Annotated in this window: 17 protein-coding genes; 8 read left to right on the forward strand and 9 right to left on the reverse strand. The window is 40.4% G+C overall.

Going from position 1 to position 16,773, the window contains the following annotated elements:
* From paaG to paaA, 7 genes are read right to left on the reverse strand one after another with little or no spacing between them, the layout of a single operon-like run.
* Entirely contained in the window at positions 1 to 792 is a 792-nt protein-coding gene (paaG, locus tag K6I41_RS12490; RefSeq protein WP_000386298.1) for a 2-(1,2-epoxy-1,2-dihydrophenyl)acetyl-CoA isomerase PaaG, read from the reverse strand.
* Positions 792 to 1,565: an enoyl-CoA hydratase-related protein gene (locus K6I41_RS12495; protein WP_250374466.1), complete on the reverse strand. Its 774-nt coding sequence runs from the start codon at positions 1,563 to 1,565 to the stop codon at positions 792 to 794. Before K6I41_RS12495 ends, paaG begins: the two co-directional genes overlap by 1 nt.
* Positions 1,566 to 1,573: 8 nt before the next feature.
* Complete coding sequence (paaE, locus tag K6I41_RS12500; protein ID WP_198071294.1) at positions 1,574 to 2,635, reverse strand: 1,2-phenylacetyl-CoA epoxidase subunit PaaE; 1,062 nt, start codon at positions 2,633 to 2,635, stop codon at positions 1,574 to 1,576.
* Between the two features lie 23 nt (positions 2,636 to 2,658).
* Entirely contained in the window at positions 2,659 to 3,159 is a 501-nt protein-coding gene (paaD, locus tag K6I41_RS12505; protein WP_005124314.1) for a 1,2-phenylacetyl-CoA epoxidase subunit PaaD, read from the reverse strand.
* 16 nt (positions 3,160 to 3,175) lie between these two features.
* On the reverse strand, positions 3,176 to 3,931 hold the full coding sequence (gene paaC / locus K6I41_RS12510) for a 1,2-phenylacetyl-CoA epoxidase subunit PaaC (protein ID WP_250374467.1): 756 nt from the start codon (positions 3,929 to 3,931) through the stop codon (positions 3,176 to 3,178).
* 12 nt (positions 3,932 to 3,943) lie between these two features.
* Positions 3,944 to 4,234: a 1,2-phenylacetyl-CoA epoxidase subunit PaaB gene (paaB, locus tag K6I41_RS12515; RefSeq protein ID WP_000389648.1), complete on the reverse strand. Its 291-nt coding sequence runs from the start codon at positions 4,232 to 4,234 to the stop codon at positions 3,944 to 3,946.
* 32 nt (positions 4,235 to 4,266) lie between these two features.
* Positions 4,267 to 5,205 carry a 1,2-phenylacetyl-CoA epoxidase subunit PaaA gene (paaA, locus tag K6I41_RS12520; RefSeq protein ID WP_046879723.1) on the reverse strand — a complete coding sequence of 313 codons (939 nt, stop codon included), beginning with the start codon at positions 5,203 to 5,205 and terminating at the stop codon, positions 4,267 to 4,269.
* A gap of 265 nt (positions 5,206 to 5,470) precedes the next feature.
* Between paaA and paaZ the strand changes: the two genes are divergently transcribed.
* Positions 5,471 to 7,573, forward strand: coding sequence for a phenylacetic acid degradation bifunctional protein PaaZ (gene paaZ / locus K6I41_RS12525; protein ID WP_250374468.1), 2,103 nt, complete (start codon positions 5,471 to 5,473; stop codon positions 7,571 to 7,573).
* 90 nt (positions 7,574 to 7,663) lie between these two features.
* Here the strand turns inward: paaZ and K6I41_RS12530 are convergent, their stop codons facing one another.
* Positions 7,664 to 8,860 (reverse strand): MFS transporter, encoded by a 1,197-nt coding sequence (locus K6I41_RS12530; RefSeq protein ID WP_250374469.1) that lies wholly within the window; start codon positions 8,858 to 8,860, stop codon positions 7,664 to 7,666.
* On the opposite strand from K6I41_RS12530, the gene K6I41_RS12535 reads away from it, so the two are divergent.
* The 7 genes from K6I41_RS12535 (at position 8,831) to K6I41_RS12565 (ending at position 15,696) form a co-directional block, all read left to right on the forward strand.
* Positions 8,831 to 8,986: a hypothetical protein gene (locus K6I41_RS12535; protein ID WP_250375809.1), complete on the forward strand. Its 156-nt coding sequence runs from the start codon at positions 8,831 to 8,833 to the stop codon at positions 8,984 to 8,986. The genes K6I41_RS12530 and K6I41_RS12535 overlap by 30 nt on opposite strands.
* Positions 8,964 to 9,875, forward strand: coding sequence for a LysR family transcriptional regulator (locus K6I41_RS12540; RefSeq protein WP_250374470.1), 912 nt, complete (start codon positions 8,964 to 8,966; stop codon positions 9,873 to 9,875). The genes K6I41_RS12535 and K6I41_RS12540 overlap by 23 nt, the downstream gene beginning before the upstream one ends.
* A gap of 259 nt (positions 9,876 to 10,134) precedes the next feature.
* Positions 10,135 to 12,774, forward strand: coding sequence for a DNA mismatch repair protein MutS (gene mutS / locus K6I41_RS12545; RefSeq protein WP_250374471.1), 2,640 nt, complete (start codon positions 10,135 to 10,137; stop codon positions 12,772 to 12,774).
* 61 nt (positions 12,775 to 12,835) lie between these two features.
* Positions 12,836 to 13,366, forward strand: coding sequence for a GNAT family N-acetyltransferase (locus K6I41_RS12550; protein ID WP_250374472.1), 531 nt, complete (start codon positions 12,836 to 12,838; stop codon positions 13,364 to 13,366).
* A gap of 344 nt (positions 13,367 to 13,710) precedes the next feature.
* Positions 13,711 to 14,034 (forward strand): ferredoxin FdxA, encoded by a 324-nt coding sequence (gene fdxA / locus K6I41_RS12555; protein ID WP_003650851.1) that lies wholly within the window; start codon positions 13,711 to 13,713, stop codon positions 14,032 to 14,034.
* A 131-nt stretch (positions 14,035 to 14,165) separates the two neighbouring features.
* Positions 14,166 to 14,888 carry a D-Ala-D-Ala carboxypeptidase family metallohydrolase gene (locus tag K6I41_RS12560; protein WP_174746768.1) on the forward strand — a complete coding sequence of 241 codons (723 nt, stop codon included), beginning with the start codon at positions 14,166 to 14,168 and terminating at the stop codon, positions 14,886 to 14,888.
* A gap of 139 nt (positions 14,889 to 15,027) precedes the next feature.
* Positions 15,028 to 15,696, forward strand: a complete 669-nt coding sequence (locus tag K6I41_RS12565) for an O-methyltransferase (RefSeq protein WP_250374473.1) — start codon at positions 15,028 to 15,030, stop codon at positions 15,694 to 15,696.
* A 116-nt stretch (positions 15,697 to 15,812) separates the two neighbouring features.
* On the opposite strand, the gene K6I41_RS12570 is transcribed toward K6I41_RS12565, so the two are convergent.
* Entirely contained in the window at positions 15,813 to 16,655 is an 843-nt protein-coding gene (locus K6I41_RS12570) for a universal stress protein (RefSeq protein ID WP_005303762.1), read from the reverse strand.
* Positions 16,656 to 16,773: the final 118 nt, after the last annotated feature.

A 16,773-nucleotide genomic window follows, 5' to 3' on the forward strand; every position in this document is an offset into this window, starting at 1 on the left:
TTAGCGCCCTTTAAAATTTGGTTCACGTTTATTCATAAAGGCTTGTACACCTTCACGATAATCTTCGGAACGACCCGCAATACGTTGTAAGTCACGCTCTAACAGCACTTGCTCATCAAAGGTGTTATTACTTGATTGATGAATGGCTTTTTTAATGAGAGATAGACCAAATGTAGGCTGTTTCGCTAAACGCTCTGCGAGTTCAGTCACTTTTGTTTTAAGTTCAGCGTCTTCTACAACATCCCAAATCATGCCCCATTCTTTTGCGGTTTCTGCTGGGAGCTTGTCACCTAACAAGGTCAAACCCATAGCACGCGCATGGCCTACAGCACGTGGTAAAAACCATGTACCCGCAGAGTCTGGAACCAAACCTAAACGGCAAAAGGCTTGTACGAAGTTTGCCGATTTTGCTGCAATCACCAAATCACATGCCAGTGCAATATTTGCTCCTGCACCTGCTGCCACACCATTTACGGCGCAAATCACAGGCTTTGGCATATTTACAATCGTTTTAATGAGCGGGTTATAGTAAGTTTCAATGGAATATCCTAAATCTGGAGCTTCAGCATTTGGGTCAACTACACGGTCACCCAAATCTTGCCCTGCACAGAAGCCACGGCCTTCGCCACTAATCACCACACAGCGAACATCCGGATTTTTGGTCCACTGGTTTAAAACCTCAGCCACTTCGCGATGCATATCAACGTTAAAGCTATTCAGTGCTTTTGGGCGGTTAAATGTCAGGTAGCCAACACCATTTTTTTCTTCAGCAATAATATTTTGATAGTCCATCACTCACCTCTAAACACTGGCTTTCTTTTCTCAAAGAAAGCATTAATCCCTTCGTTTCGATCTTTTGTAGCCGCCAACCAGACAAAGTTTTGACGTTCAAACTTAAGGCCCTGACTTAAAGTCGTTTCATGAATACTTTTAATTGATTGTTTAATCACGCGAATCGCTAAAGGCGCTTGTTTGGCAATTTTAGTTGCAAGTTGAATGGCGTATTCGACGGTTAATTCGATCGGCACCACTTGACTGCAAATGCCATGTTGCTCTGCCTGTTTTGCCGAAATCATCTCACCTGTCATGGCCCAGCGCATCGTGAGTTGTTGTCCAACCAAGCGAGCCAAACGCTGTGTTCCGCCTGCACCCGGCAACATACCCAAGGTAATTTCAGGTAAAGCAAAACGGGCATTTTCACCGCAAATTACCATATCTGAATGTAAAACCAGCTCAAACCCAGCGCCTAAGGCATAACCATTCACTGCACTAATCAGTGGCTTACTAAATGCATCAATTTTTTGCCAAAGCTTCGGGCGAATATCGAGTTGCAAAGTCACGGCGTCCATTGCAGCTAATTCGCTAAGATCTGCTCCAGCCGCAAAACATTGTGAGTTACCCGTTAAAACCACCGCTTTGACTTGAGCATTGTGTTCAGCTTCTTCGAGCAACTCGCATAAACACTGCAATGTTGCATTGTTTAAAGCATTTCTTTTTTCTGGACGGTTTAGGGTTAATAACAAAACACCGTCAGTTGCTGTGCTGGCTTTGATCAACTCTTGCATGACAGCCTCTACTCATCAAAACTCAAACGAACATTTGAGCCTTTTGGTAAGGTTTGACAGCTAAGTACATAGCCCTTTTCGACTTCGTCTTTTTCAAGGCTATAGTTAAGGAACATATCAACTTCACCAGAAACAACTTTACAACGACAAGTCGCACACACCCCACCTTTACAGGCATATGGTAAGTCAGCACCCGCACGTAAAGCCGCATCAAGAATACTTTCATCGTCCTGAGCCACAGAAACAATCAGTTCACGACCGTCTAAAATGATGTTGACCTTTTCTTCTTTACGGTTCGCATCAGCTTCAGCGCTACGTTTACGAGCCTGCCCTGTGTGGAAACGTTCGGTGTGGATTTTTTCTTTTGCAATACCATAGTTTGGCAAAGTGTTTTCTACGGCATTCATCATTTCGTCTGGACCACAGGCAAACACATGGTCAAAACTCGTTTCAAGCACATCAAAATCAAAAAGCTGTTTAAGCTTTTCTTCATCAATACGACCGTTCATTAGTTCACTATCGTTGAACTCACGAGAAAAGATATTGATGAGCTGAAAACGTTCTTTAAACTGATCTTTCAAATCCATAATTTGCTCGGCAAACATGGTTTGTTTCCATGAGCGATTGCCATAGAGCAACGTAAATTTAGCTTCAGGTTGTTCAAATAAAACTTGCTTAACAATTGATAAAATTGGGGTAATACCACTGCCCGCAGCAACGCCTAAATAGTTTTGTCCGCCTATCTTGGCTGCTTTTTGGAAAAACACACCTTGTGGTGGCATGACTTCAAGCACATCGCCTACTTTTAAATGGTCATTGGCCCAGTTTGAAAATTGACCTTGATCAATTTTTTTAACCGCAATGCTGATGTCTTCTTTTGCTGCATAGCTACAAATTGAATAACAACGGCGGATTTCACCCGCTTCGGTTAAATGGCGAATGGTTAAGTGTTGACCCGGTTGAAATTGAAATTGTTCTTGTTGTTCAGGTACAACGTCAAATGCAATACAAATTGCCTGATCGGTTTGCGGTGTAATACTTTTTACTTTTAATGGTACAAATTGGCTCATGGCTGATTTCCTTATCTAAAGACTTAAATACATTTGAAGTAATCAAAAGGCTCAAGACAGTCCTGACATTTATAAAGTGCTTTACAGGCGGTAGAACTAAACTCTGTTAACAGTCGGGTATGTCGGCTTTTACAACGTGGGCACTCGACACCATCATTTAAATGAACGTGAGTCCCACATTGATGCGCCAGCCCTTCAGGTGGTGCAATGCCATAAACTTGCAGTTTCTTTTTACCCGCTTCAGACATCCAGTCTGTGGTCCATGCCTCTGACAAATCAACCATGACTTTGACCGGTGTCAAAGCTTCTGCGGTAAATGCCTCAACAATTTGTGCTTTGAGCATATCTGTTGCTGGGCAACCGCTATATGTCGGAGTTAAACGGACAATGATCTCTTGATGATCGTTAATCTCTACACCGCGAATCATGCCTAAATCGACAACCGATAAAACCGGAATTTCAGGGTCACTTACCGTTTGTAGAACATCCCAACATTGGTCGATGCAATGACGAATCATTTGCATGGCTCACCTCCTTGTCTTACCAGGTCATTCCCGGATAAGTTCTTTGAATACATTGCATTTCAGCCAACAAATAACCTAAATGCTCAGTATGCAATCCTTGTTTCGCACCACGGCGATAAGCACCGTTCACAGCAACATTTAATTCAAAGCGCTTAAGCTCATCTGCAATGGTTTGGTTCCATTGTTCTTTTTCATTTGAAAAATCTGGAATCACGCCTTGTTCGACTAATGCTTGTTCATCTGCATTTAGTTCAAATAATTCAGCGGTAAAACGCCATAAATTATTTAATCCATCTTGCACACGTTGATGCGCTTCATCTGTGCTTAAACTTAAACGTTCCATCCAGCTTGTTGAAAAACGGATGTGATACTTCACTTCTTTTAAAGATTTAACGGCAAGTGCGCTTAATCCAGGAAGTGAGCTTTGCGTTAAAGCAGTAAATAAATGAAGATGGTAATGGTCCATCAACCACTGGCGTACAATCGTTTGTGCAAAGTCACCATTGGGTTGTTCGCACAACAATAGGTTTAAAAACTCACGTTCTGTACGGAAATACGCAAGTTGGTCTTCATCACGTTTAGCTTCATCATATTGACCTGCCAACGTCAGAAAGTTTCTTGCCTGACCTAACAAGTCCAAACCGATATTTGCTAAAGCAATATCAACTTCAAGCTCAGGTGCATGCCCGCACCATTCAGCCAAACGCTGAGATAAAACCAGTTGACTGTCGCCAATATGTAATAAGAATTTAGATAAAACTGAATGATTCATTTGCCATTCCCCTTACATGTGCTCAATGCCATCTGGGATATGGTAAAAAGTCGGATGACGATAAACCTTGTCTAAAGAAGGATCGAAAAATTCTGCTTTTTCATCTGGCTGTGATGACTTAATCAGTTCAGAACGAACCACCCAAATGCTGATTCCTTCATTACGACGCGTGTAAACATCACGAGCATGTTGCAATGCGATTTCATCATCAGGTGCTCTTAAGCTGCCTACGTGTCGGTGGCTTAAACCTTGTTTACTACGTACAAATACTTCGTAGAGCGACCAGTTATTTTTATCTTCCATTTTGATTTCCTCAAATTTTTCCATAAATCTTGTTAAGCCACTTTGTTTGCTTCAAGCTGCTGTTTTTTTGCATAGACTACTGCTGCATCACGAACCCATTTGCCGTTTTCCCATGCTTTACGGCGTGCTTCGATACGCTCGTGATTACATGGTCCACGTCCGGCAATCACTTCATTAAATTCGTGCCAGTCAATCTCGCCAAACTCATAGTGGCCTGTTTCTTCATTGAACTTTAAATCTGGGTCCGGTACTTCCAAGCCAAGTTGCAACACTTGTGGTACGGTGTTATCGACAAACTTTTGACGTAATTCATCGTTACTAAAGCGTTTGATTTTCCACGCCATGCTTTGTGCGCTGTTTGGAGAGTGTTCATCACTTGGACCAAACATCATCAGTGCTGGCCACCAATAACGATTTACCGCATCTTGCGCCATCTGTTTTTGTTCTGGTGTACCGCCTGCCAAAGCCATCATGGCTTCAAAACCTTGGCGCTGGTGGAAACTTTCTTCTTTACAAATACGTACCATTGCACGTGCATATGGTCCGTAAGAGGTACGGCAAAGCGCAACTTGGTTCACAATGGCTGCCCCATCGACAAGCCAACCAATTGCAGCGACATCTGCCCAAGTCAAAGTTGGATAGTTAAAAATTGATGAGTATTTCATTTTCCCATCAATCAATTTTTCCATCATGTCATCACGGTCAGCACCTAAAGTTTCTGCCGCACTGTACAAATACAAACCATGACCTGCTTCATCTTGTACTTTTGCGAGTAAAACCGCTTTACGTTTTAAAGTTGGTGCACGAGTAATCCAGTTCCCTTCGGGCAACATACCTACAATTTCAGAATGGCCATGTTGCCCGATTTGACGAATCAATGTTTTGCGGTAGGCATCGGGCATTTGATCCTTAGCCTCAATCGTAATTTCATTGGCAATATTTTGTTCAAATTTCTGGTAGTTGTTTTCCATTCTTTCATTCCCTGTAGGTATCACCCTTAAACCCATTTTTCGATACACTAAAAACAAAGTCAATCACTTTTTTAGTATCAAATTAAATCCAATCAAAAAATAAGAATTAAATACTTGAAATTAATAAATATTAATTAAAAACAAAAAACCTTTTTACGTTTACAAATCAAAATAAAGTTGACTTTTAGACAAATTAATCCGAAATTATGAATCATATTTTTGCAATTTTTATAATTGACGTATCAAATAAAAAAGGAGTTTGGTCATGCTTGAACAAGCACACCTAGAAGGAACCTCAACTGACACAGATTTTCAGCAGCCTGAGCATCAACTGCCTCATCTTGCTTCTTATGTCTATGGAACATGGCATTCGTCTGACGAAGAACTACGCCCTGTTTATCATGCCATTACAGGTGAATCGATTTATGCCGTAAGTAGTCATGGCATTGATATGAAACATGTTGTTCACTATGCCAAACAAAATGGTTCAGAACTGGCTAACTGGACATTCCACCAACGTGCCAATGCATTAAAACAAATTGCCCAGCATTTACTTGAACGCAAGGAAGACTTCTACAAACTTGCTTATGCAACGGGTGCGACTCGTAAAGATGCATGGATTGATATTGAAGGCGGTATCCAGACATTATTTGCTTATTCAAGTCTGGTTCGTCGTGAACTCAATGATGAAAAAATTATTACTGAAGATAGCTGGATTCAATTATCTAAAAATGGGACTTTTGGTGCTAAACACATTTTAAGCCCTAAAGCGGGTGTTGCCGTTCACATTAACGCTTTTAACTTCCCAATTTGGGGAATGCTTGAAAAAATTGCACCGACGCTACTTGCAGGTGTGCCATGTATTGTAAAACCTGCAACCGATGGCTCTCAATTAACTCAAGCTGTTGTAAAAGCGATTGAAGAAGCACATGTATTACCAAAAGGTTCGCTACAACTCATTTGTGGTCAGACTTATGATTTGTTCGACCACTTAGGTCCACAAGACTGTGTTACGTTTACAGGTTCTGCTTACACAGGCCAAAAACTGCGTAACCACCCTCACCTCAATAAATATTCGATTCCATTTAGCATGGAAGCCGACTCGGTAAACAGTGCAATTTTAAGCCCTGAGGCAAATGAAGAAACCATCGATTTATTTGTGCGTGAAGTCTTCCGTGAAATGACCACAAAAGCAGGCCAAAAATGTACGGCCATTCGTCGTGCATTTGTTCCTGAAAATTTGTTAGGTACTGTACAAGAGAAACTAACTGCCAAACTTGCTAAAGTTGTAGTGGGTGACCCGCAAAAAGAAGCAACCACCATGGGTGCTTTAGCGAGCATTAAGCAAAAACATGACGTTGCAGAAAAAGTTGCTGAACTCAGCAAAGATGCAAAAATTGTTTTTGGTGGCAATGATAGCTTTACATTTAATGCAGACCATCCTGAAAAAGGTGCTTTTTTCGCTCCAACTTTATTGCTCTGCGAGCAACCTTTACAAGCGATACATGTACATACCACAGAAGCTTTCGGCCCTGTATGTACCCTCATGCCATATAGCAACATTGAAGAGTTAGCTGATCTTGTTTCTCGCGGTGAAGGTAGCCTAGTGGCTTCAGTCGTTAAAAATAACGATGAGAATATTGAACAGATTATTCAAAAAATTGCACCTTGGCATGGCCGTGTCCATGTACTCGATGCAGAATCGGCAAAAGAAAGTACAGGACATGGTTCACCACTTCCGCATTTAGTACACGGCGGCCCTGGTCGTGCAGGTGGTGGTGAAGAGTTAGGTGGTATTCGCGCCGTTAAACACTACATGCAGCGCACTGCAATTCAAGGTTCTCCAAACAGCCTGACGCAAATTACCCACTCGTGGACTGCTGGCTCGAAAGTTAACGAAGACCGCGTACATCCATTTAAAAAGTCATTTGATGAGCTAGTGATTGGTGAACGTTTATTAACGGCGCGTCGCACCGTAAGCGAAGCAGATATTGTCAACTTTGCTGGTTTAAGCGGTGACTATTTCTATGCGCATACCGACAAAATTGCAGCTGCCGAGTCTTTCTTTGGTGAGCGTGTTGCACATGGATATTTCATTGTGTCTGCCGCAGCTGGTCTATTTGTAGATGCAGCACAAGGTCCTGTGATTGCCAACTACGGCATGGATAACTTACGTTTTGTTGAACCAGTTAAAATTGGTGACTCGATTCAGGTTGAATTGACCTGCAAACAAAAAACGCCTAAACCACAAAAAGACCCGTCTCAGCCTGCGCATGGCGTTGTAGTGTGGGATATTAAAGTCAAAAACCAACGTGGTGAACTTGTCGCAACTTACGACATTTTAACTTTAGTTGCTCGTGATTTATAAATAGAACTCAAGCTGATGGATAGCTAATATCCATCAGTTTTTTATCTTACATTAGTCGTTGTCCTTTTAATGTACCGAAAAATAGCGACTTTAGAATTGTCTCAGATGAAAACGTTTAGCCAGTTTCTTTTGCAGAATAATAACGAGAATTGGAAACACTGCTGCGGAAATTGCACATATCATCAGTAACTTTTTTACATTTTGTGGTGCCATGCCATGATCAGGTAATAAAAAAGCAGACAGAAAGAATGCGATGGTTGTAACCAGATACATGATTGAGGTCTGTAATGAAGAAAATCCAGCTCGTTGTCTATCATCAGGAAACTGAATCGAAATCACCGAAGATGTCACCAAACGACTATAAGATGCACCGAGAAATAAACTAATAAATAACGTCGCATGCGGATAGCCTAAAATTAGTATCAGCAAACTCAGTATAAAGACGATCGTTGAAGCTGTAGCCAGCATTAAAGCAGAGAAACGGGAGGTTAACGCCCCTGTGATTTTTGTAGACAGATAACCTATCACGCCCCCGCTAAAGAAGAGCCAAGACAGTAGATCTTGAGAAGCACCCAACTGTTGTATCATTAAGGGTGCCAAAATAGGAATAACCAGCATAGGACTAAACTGAACAAGTGCATTACTGGAAGCGAACAGTAAAGTTTCCATATCAAGATGCAGCTTAGGGAACGTATCTAAAGAAACTGGGTCTTGGGGAATGACGGATACAATCAATGGTAATGCCAATACACATAAGGCACTTATGAGCCACAAAGCCACATGCCAGCCATAATGTGTGCACAAAAATAATATCGTGGGCATTCCTACAATACTTACTATTGAAAATGACGCGATCACCGTCGCCAACATTTTTCCATGCAAGTTAGGCGGCACGTTGTTTATTAATATACTTATACCCACACCCATTGTGGTACCGCCGACCAGTCCTGCACAAAATCGAAGTGCAAGTAGAAGACTAAAACTGGATGTATATGTAGTTAAAAGTGTTAGTAGACCCAACAACGCCATATTGGCAATTAAAAAATGTTTCTTATTGAAATGATCAATCCAGTAAAAAGCAATAATTCCCGAAAGGACGGCACCTAGTGTGTACATGCCGGACACATAGCCTGAGAATGATACAGGCACTGCGAAATCCGTTGCCATAAAAACAAAAACAGGGTTGAACACCATATATTCCAGTGCATTGGTGAACTGGACAAAAGCAATCACAATAGCTATCCGCATGAGAGCTTTATGATTAAATATCTGCATGACTGGGAGCATAGCAAGCAACCTATGGATGAAAGATATCCGAGTTTAGCTGCTATCAATGGTGTTTATTATATGGTAGAAATGGCACTTATTATTATCAAATATGGGATAATTGATGCGTCCTGCTCTGGATTTTAATACCCTGAAAGTGTTCATTGCGGTGGTTGAAAGAGAAAGTTTTGTTGGAGCATCGAAAATCCTTGAAATGCCGACATCAAACGTGAGTCGCTGTATTTCTCAGTTAGAAGAAAAACTGGATCTTCAGCTCATTGAGCGTAGCACCCGACATATGAAAATCACTCAGGCGGGGCAGCTACTCTACACTCGCGCGAAACCATTACTGGAGGCGCTTGAGCAAACTGAGACAGAATTAACATCGCGGCAAATGCAACTCAAAGGCCCATTGCGAATCTGTATTCCCAATGAAATAGGTCCTGCATTGCTGGGTTCTGTTATTGCCGATTTCGCCTGTCAGTACCCAGACCTTGAGATCAGCTGTGTTACCAATTTGTCAGGTTTCGAATCTCTGCGAGATGATCTGGATTTAGCGATTATTATTACCCGTGGTCAGATGGATAACAGTGACTACATCGCTCGTCATCTGGTGACTATCCCTTGCACCATTGTTGCAGCCCCACCCCTCATTCAGCGTTACGGCATCCCGACTCATATCCAGCAATTTGAAGAATTACCCTGTATTACAACAGTAAGTGCACTTAAAGGTGCTCCTTGGCAATTTGTCAATAAAAAGGGGGAATTCGAAACCATCAAGGTTAAAGGGCATTATCGGGTAAACAGTGGAGAGATGGCCGGACAAGCTGCTGTAGCAGGTGTCGGTTTCGCAATTCTATCGAAACAAGTCTGCCATCCATACATTAGCAATGGACGTTTAATCGAGATTGAGTTTGAACAATCGGCAGCCCCATTGCAATTGTTCGCACTTTATTCAAATCGTCGTTACTTACCCGCTAAAACAAGAGCGCTTATTGATTTCATGCAGCAGAAATTAAGTGAGAGTTCGAGCTGATAAGGTCACTTTCTTTTTGCTGTTTATTTCCTCACTCATTTTAGGAATCCTTTTTGCCAATCAGTCTCAATTTGTTAAGATGGCAAGCTTGAGAAATTAAGTTAAGCTCTCACACACTGTTGACTCAATTTTGACATAAAAAAGGTACACTAAAAGGTATACTTTTTTCTTTGATTAAGTCCAATTCACACAGAAGTTGTTAGAATTGGTTAGATGACCAAACGTAAAATATTATTGATTTTTTAAGGGTTTATTACGCATGAATAGCGCTGAAATCATGGCTGATCTCTCCACCCACACTCCAATGATGCAGCAATATCTCAAGGTTAAAAAAGACTATCAACATGCGTTGCTGTTTTATCGTATGGGCGACTTTTATGAACTATTCTTTGAAGATGCCCATTTAGCAGCTAAACTTTTAGGTATTACCTTAACCCATCGTGGTAAAGCAAATGGCAATCCGATTCCAATGGCAGGCGTTCCATATCATTCGGCAGAAGGTTATCTTGCACGCCTTGTCAAAGCTGGGCGAACTGTAGCCATTTGCGAGCAAGTGGGAGAAGTGACAGGTAAAGGTCCGGTTGATCGTAAAGTTGTTCGCATTCTGACTCCTGGTACTTTAACTGATGATGCATTACTCAGCAGTTATCAATCCTCTAATCTCGTTTCATTATGCATTCATCAAAACCAGATTGGTTTCGCGTTACTAGACTTAAGTGCAGGCATTTTTAAAGTTCAACAACAAGATTACAAGCCAGAACAATTACCTATTGAACTTGCGCGTTTAATGCCAAGTGAAATCTTGATTGATGAAGACTTGGTCGACACAAATATTATCGAGCAAATTAAAAAACACTTAGAATGCCCTGTTACCAAACGTCCAAATGTAGACTTCAATCTAAATAACGCACAAAAAACTTTATGTGACCAATTTACGGTATCAACGCTTTCAGGTTTTGGTTTAGACCCATTACCTTTAGCTAAAGCTGCTGCCGCTGCACTCATTCACTATGCAAAAGAAACACAAAAAACTGCATTACCGCATATCCGTTCAATTCAGCTTGAGCAAAGTACAGACTTTATAGCGCTCGACCCAATCACACGCCGTAACCTAGAAATTATCGAACCGTTATTTGAACATGGCACCTCATTATTCCAACTGGTAAATGACTGCCAAACTGCAATGGGTGGTCGTTTATTAAGCCGCACACTCATGCAACCTGTTCGTGATACGGCTTTACTCGATGCTCGTTTAGATGCAATTGAGCAACTCATTCAAGGCTACCATGAAAGTCCTGTTCGTTTAGTGCTTAAAGAAATTGGAGATATTGAGCGTGTGCTTAGCCGTGTAGCATTGGGCAGTGCGCGACCACGCGATTTAGTACAGCTTCGTCATGCATGTGCACAAATTCCAGCTTTGAGAACGGCTTTAACTCCAGTCATTCAAGCGAAAAAATCTAAGTTATTAGTTCAACTTGATCAAGAACTTGGAGATTTTAAAGCGCTTCATCAACATTTGATGGCGGCTATTGTTGAAAATCCGCCAGTATTACTTCGTGATGGCAATGTAATTGCAGAAGGATATGATGCTGATCTCGATGAATTACGCCAAATTCGCGATCATGCAGGTCAATTCCTGATTGATTTAGAAATCAAAGAACGCGAGCGCACAGGTATTAACACCCTTAAAATCGGCTATAACCGTGTAAGCGGTTACTACATCGAATTGACTCGTGCTCAAGCAGAACAAGCCCCTACTGACTATATTCGTCGTCAGACTTTAAAAAATGCTGAGCGCTACATTACGCCAGAGCTAAAAAGTTTCGAAGATAAAGTCCTGTCGAGCGAATCGCGTGCCTTAGCACGTGAAAAAGCATTATTCGAAGCTTTGCTTGAAAATCTTCGCGAAAATATTGCTCACTTACAAATGATGAGTTCAGCAATTGCTCAAATTGATGTGGTTGCAAACTTTGCTCATCAAGCACGTTTAAACAATTGGGCGCGTCCTGAATTTACCCCAGAAACGGGCATTAAAATTCAGGCGGGTCGTCATCCTGTGGTTGAAGCATTAAATAAAGCTCCATTTACCCCAAATGATACGTTCCTTGATGCTCAGCACCGCATGGCAATTATTACCGGTCCAAACATGGGCGGTAAATCAACCTTCATGCGTCAAACAGCATTAATTAGTTTGCTTGCTTATTGCGGTAGCTATGTTCCAGCTAAAGCAGCGAAGCTTGGTCCAATTGACCGAATTTTCACTCGTATTGGTTCAGCCGATGATTTATCTACAGGCAAATCAACCTTTATGGTTGAGATGACAGAAACTTCGCAAATTCTGCACCATGCCACCAATCAATCGCTTGTTTTAATGGATGAGGTTGGCCGCGGAACCAGTACCTATGATGGTTTATCTTTAGCATGGGCATGCGTGGTTGATTTAACCAAGCGCGTAAAATGTTTATGTTTATTCGCCACTCATTATTTCGAGTTAACCGAACTGGGTAGTGAAGTAGGAATTGATAACTATCATGTGACGGCGCAGGAACTTAACGGCAATCTGATTTTATTGCATAAGGTTCAGCAAGGTCCTGCAAGTCAAAGCCATGGTTTACAGGTTGCAAAATTAGCGGGTATTCCTGCCAATGTTATTAAAGAAGCACAAAAGCGTTTACGTATTTTGGAAAAACAGCAGCAACAACATCTACAAACCAGTTTTCAAAATGATTTGTTTGCTCCACCAGATGCAAACTCTGGTTCACAAATCATAGAAAAAGTGGTCGAGATCGAAGTTTCATCCCCTGCTCTAGACTTACTTAAGCAAATTGAAGTCGATAACTTATCGCCTCGTCAGGCGCTTGAACAACTCTATGAGCTGAAAGCTGCACTCAAATCTTAATAAATCACCTCTGAATAAGCAGGCTTAGGTCTGCTTATTCATCTCGGAGAATAATATTTATATGATCTTAAGATCTTTGCAATATTCAGAAATCGATCTTATTTGGCAGCATATTAGCCGCCGTGAATTAATTACTCAAAACTACATACAAAAACAGCAACATCTAGACCTAGTTGATTGTTTTTTTGATGTACAACATTGGGACTCATATCATCTAGAAAATGACCCACCTAAACTAAAACAGCTCTTTGAGCAAGGTTCAATATTTGTCGGCGCCTTTGATGCTTCTGAAAAACTCGTTGGTATAAGCGTAGTCTCAAATCAACTTATAGCGGATTACCCTCACGCAAAGTTATTGCACTATTTCTATGTCGATGCAGACCTACAAGGTCAAGGCATTGGCACTAAGCTTATGCAAGCTGCAAAAGCGTCCGCCAAGCAACTCGGTGCAAAGCAATTGTATATTTCAGCAACTCCAAGTCGGCGCACTGTAGACTTCTATATGAAGCATGGTGCAGAGCCTCTAAGTGCTCCAGATCAACAACTTTGGCAGCTCGAACCTGAAGATATTCATTTACTGTGTAACGTTTAGCTCTAAATATTTAAGGATTTTCAGCCCAAAAAGCTAAAAATCAAAATTTGTAAAAGAAAAAATGAAAAGTTAAGGTATTTATTAAAATAGATGCCTTGACTTAAATGACATCTAAATAATTAAATAAAATAATTTTTAAGTTATTGTTTTATAAAATATATTATTATTTTAATTTTATAGACAAGCAGTTCATAAGACTGAAAGATCTATTTGATTATCAACGTATTAACTTATCTTCATATGCATGAATAAAGAATATCAATAAAAGCAATTGTTTGTTTACCCCTTTTTTGCCTAAAATAAGCTATTCGAAATGAAACCATATTTTTTAGGTAGCTGTCGCCATGACCTTTGTTGTCACTGAAAATTGTATTAAATGTAAATACCAAGATTGCGTAGAAGTTTGTCCTGTTGACTGTTTCTACGAAGGTCCGAATTTCCTAGTGATTAATCCGGATGAATGTATTGACTGTGCATTATGTGAACCAGAGTGCCCGGCAAATGCAATTTTCTCTGAAGATGAGTTACCAGAAGGTCAGGAAGTGTTTATTGAATTAAATGCTGATCTTTCTCAAAAATGGCCTAACATTACGCAAATTGGTGATCAACCAGCTGACCGTGAAGAATGGAACGGCAAACCTGATAAATTACAATATCTTGAAAAGTAATTTCAAAAAAAGATCAGCAACCGCTGATCTTTTTTATACCCGATTCAAACATTTCATTGCAAATTCCTCGTAATTTGTGCACTGTTTTGCATTAAAATAGCCGCAATATTTATAAGTGCTTAATTTTTCTTATGCGGAAGTTTTTGCAGAGTCTGGTGCCCTTATGCATAATCCCAGCGGTTATGGTAGGTTGTGTCAGCTCTCCCCAACACACAACAACAGGCAAAACCTCTCCAAGTGGTAAACGAATCTTTATTCCACAAGAGCGCGTTATTATCGAGCGCCCAATCCCCCCTAAAGTTGAGCCTGCGTCTTATCGAGGCTGGTTAAGTTCTGGTGAAAATTACCAACGTGTTCGTGAATACGAAAATTTCTTAACCCGAAACAACGTCGCAGGCATTGTGCCAAGTTTTGAGTTATTACGCTCAGCACGTGATTGGCAAAAATGTGGCCGCTCAGAATATGCGGTGCCTAATCGCGAACTTTGGGGCAACTCTTTATCAACCCTACGCGTATTTAAATATTTAGTTGCAGCAAAAGTTTTAACTGACTTTGAAGTAACCTCGGTTTACCGTGACTTACCTTTAAATGAATGTGCTGGTGGCGCAAGCTCATCTAAACATTTATTTAACTCGGCAATCGATTTCCGTATTGGCCCTGAGTTCCCACAAGCTCAAGATTATGCTTTTATCGAAAATACCAAGTTTAAACTTTGTCAGTTCTGGGCTCAGCATGGTCAAAGCTTAAATATGGGTATTGGCTTATATAGCTCTGGGCAAATTCATATTGATACTCAAGGCTATCGTACTTGGGGGCCAGACCTCACCCGAAACAGTTCGATGTGTAATTTCTAATTCAAAAAACTCCTTTCAACTGAAAGGAGTTTTTTTATTGTTCATTTCTCAAGCAACCAAAATTTCTTGAAACGAAGATTTTTGCACTCTATGCATAAACGTTTAAAATAGCCCGATCAACATATAGGTAAATTTGATTATGCAGCAGATGTGGACAGACATTGACCAATATATCGATTCACATTTAATTCCTGAAGACCCGCGACTCGAATATGCATTAAAGAATACCGATGAACACGGCTTTTCAAATCATCTTGCAGTGGCGCCTAACCAAGGTATGTTCTTGCAGATGCTTATTCAAATGAATAAATGCAAACGAGTTTTAGAAATCGGAACCTTTGCTGCATATAGCACTATCTGGTTAGGCCGAGCTTTGCCTGAAGATGGTTATTTACTCACAATTGAAGGCCGTGATACTCATGCAGAAATGGCTCAAAAAAATATTGACCATGCTAACCTTCCGGTAGAAGTCGATCTTAAAGCTGGTCGCGCCGCTGATATTCTGTCTGCAATTGATCCTCAATCTATCGAGCCTTTTGATTTTATTTTCATTGATGCAGATAAACAGGGTTATCCTGAATATTTAGAATTGAGCCTAAAATTCTCTAGATCAGGTACGATTATTGTGCTGGATAATGTAATTCGCGCAGGTGATATTTTAAATCCAGACAATAAAAAACCGAGTATTGAAGGCATCCGTGAAATGTTTAAAGCTCTCGAAAATCATCCACAAATATTGTCTTGTACAGCCTTACAAACAGTCGGCTCAAAAGGTCATGATGGCTTCGCAATTGCAATTGTGAAATAATGGTTAAAAAATCATCTTTTTTATTTTATTATTTATAATCAATAAATTACTTTTATTACTGTTGCTTTTCCATATAGTTATCCACAAGATTTGCGGATAACTATATGGAAATCTCATCATTTAGCCACAAGTAACGGTACAGTCGCGTTTCGGAATATGGTTGTCGCAATACTTCCTAAGAAAAATTGATGAATCTTGCTATGACTAAATGCCCCTAGCACAATAATTTGAATACCGTGTTCTTGTTGGTACTCTAAAATATTTTGTGCAACATCACCATAGCGATATACGGTCACAACATCAATGCCCGCTTGTTTAAGATAATGCTCAGGTTCATTTAATATTTCCGGATGATCACCTACATATACCAAATGACATTGCAGTGTTCGCAATAAATCACTTTGGGCAATACGGCGCATCATTTTTTGACAAGTTGGTGAATATTCATAAGCAAAGATAAAACGGGTTGGCACTTTAAAGTTTTCACCAATAGTCAAAACTGTACAGTTAGCACCACGGATAAAGTTTTCAACATTACTACCGATTGGTTTCTGTTTCTCGGCAGCCCGCTCCCCAACTCGACCTAAAATGACGATGTCATTTTCATGCAAAAGATTAAAACTTTGCTCTAAAAAATCGCCTTTTTCTTGAATTTTTGAACTCGTAATTCCATGTTTTTCTTGAATAAGATCAGAAATGTGACGGAGTAAATTATTGCTATAGTCTAAAGCGAGTTCACTTTGTTTTTGTTCCAGCTCAGCTAACTCTTTTAGCAGCATTGCATTGCTTTCAAAGCCAATTACCCCACTAATTTCACCAAGATGATAACTGGCTGGGTAATAATCTAGAATTTGTAATAATACAAGTTCCCGTCCGGTTGCTTTAGCAACCCATGCTGCTGCATCGGCAATAGCATTAATACACGGTGATGAGTCAATACACGCAATAACACGGTTCATGTTAGCCTCTCTTCTTCAGGTCTATTGCCTTGGAGATTATTCTTAAAACTTAGCTTTAACTTAACATAGATAAAAATTGCTATGTTAAGGTTTATGTATAAAAATCAACTTTTTTGTT

It is taken from the genome of Acinetobacter sp. AS23, from assembly GCF_023612055.1.
In the GTDB taxonomy this organism is placed as follows: Bacteria; Pseudomonadota; Gammaproteobacteria; order Pseudomonadales; family Moraxellaceae; genus Acinetobacter; species Acinetobacter oleivorans.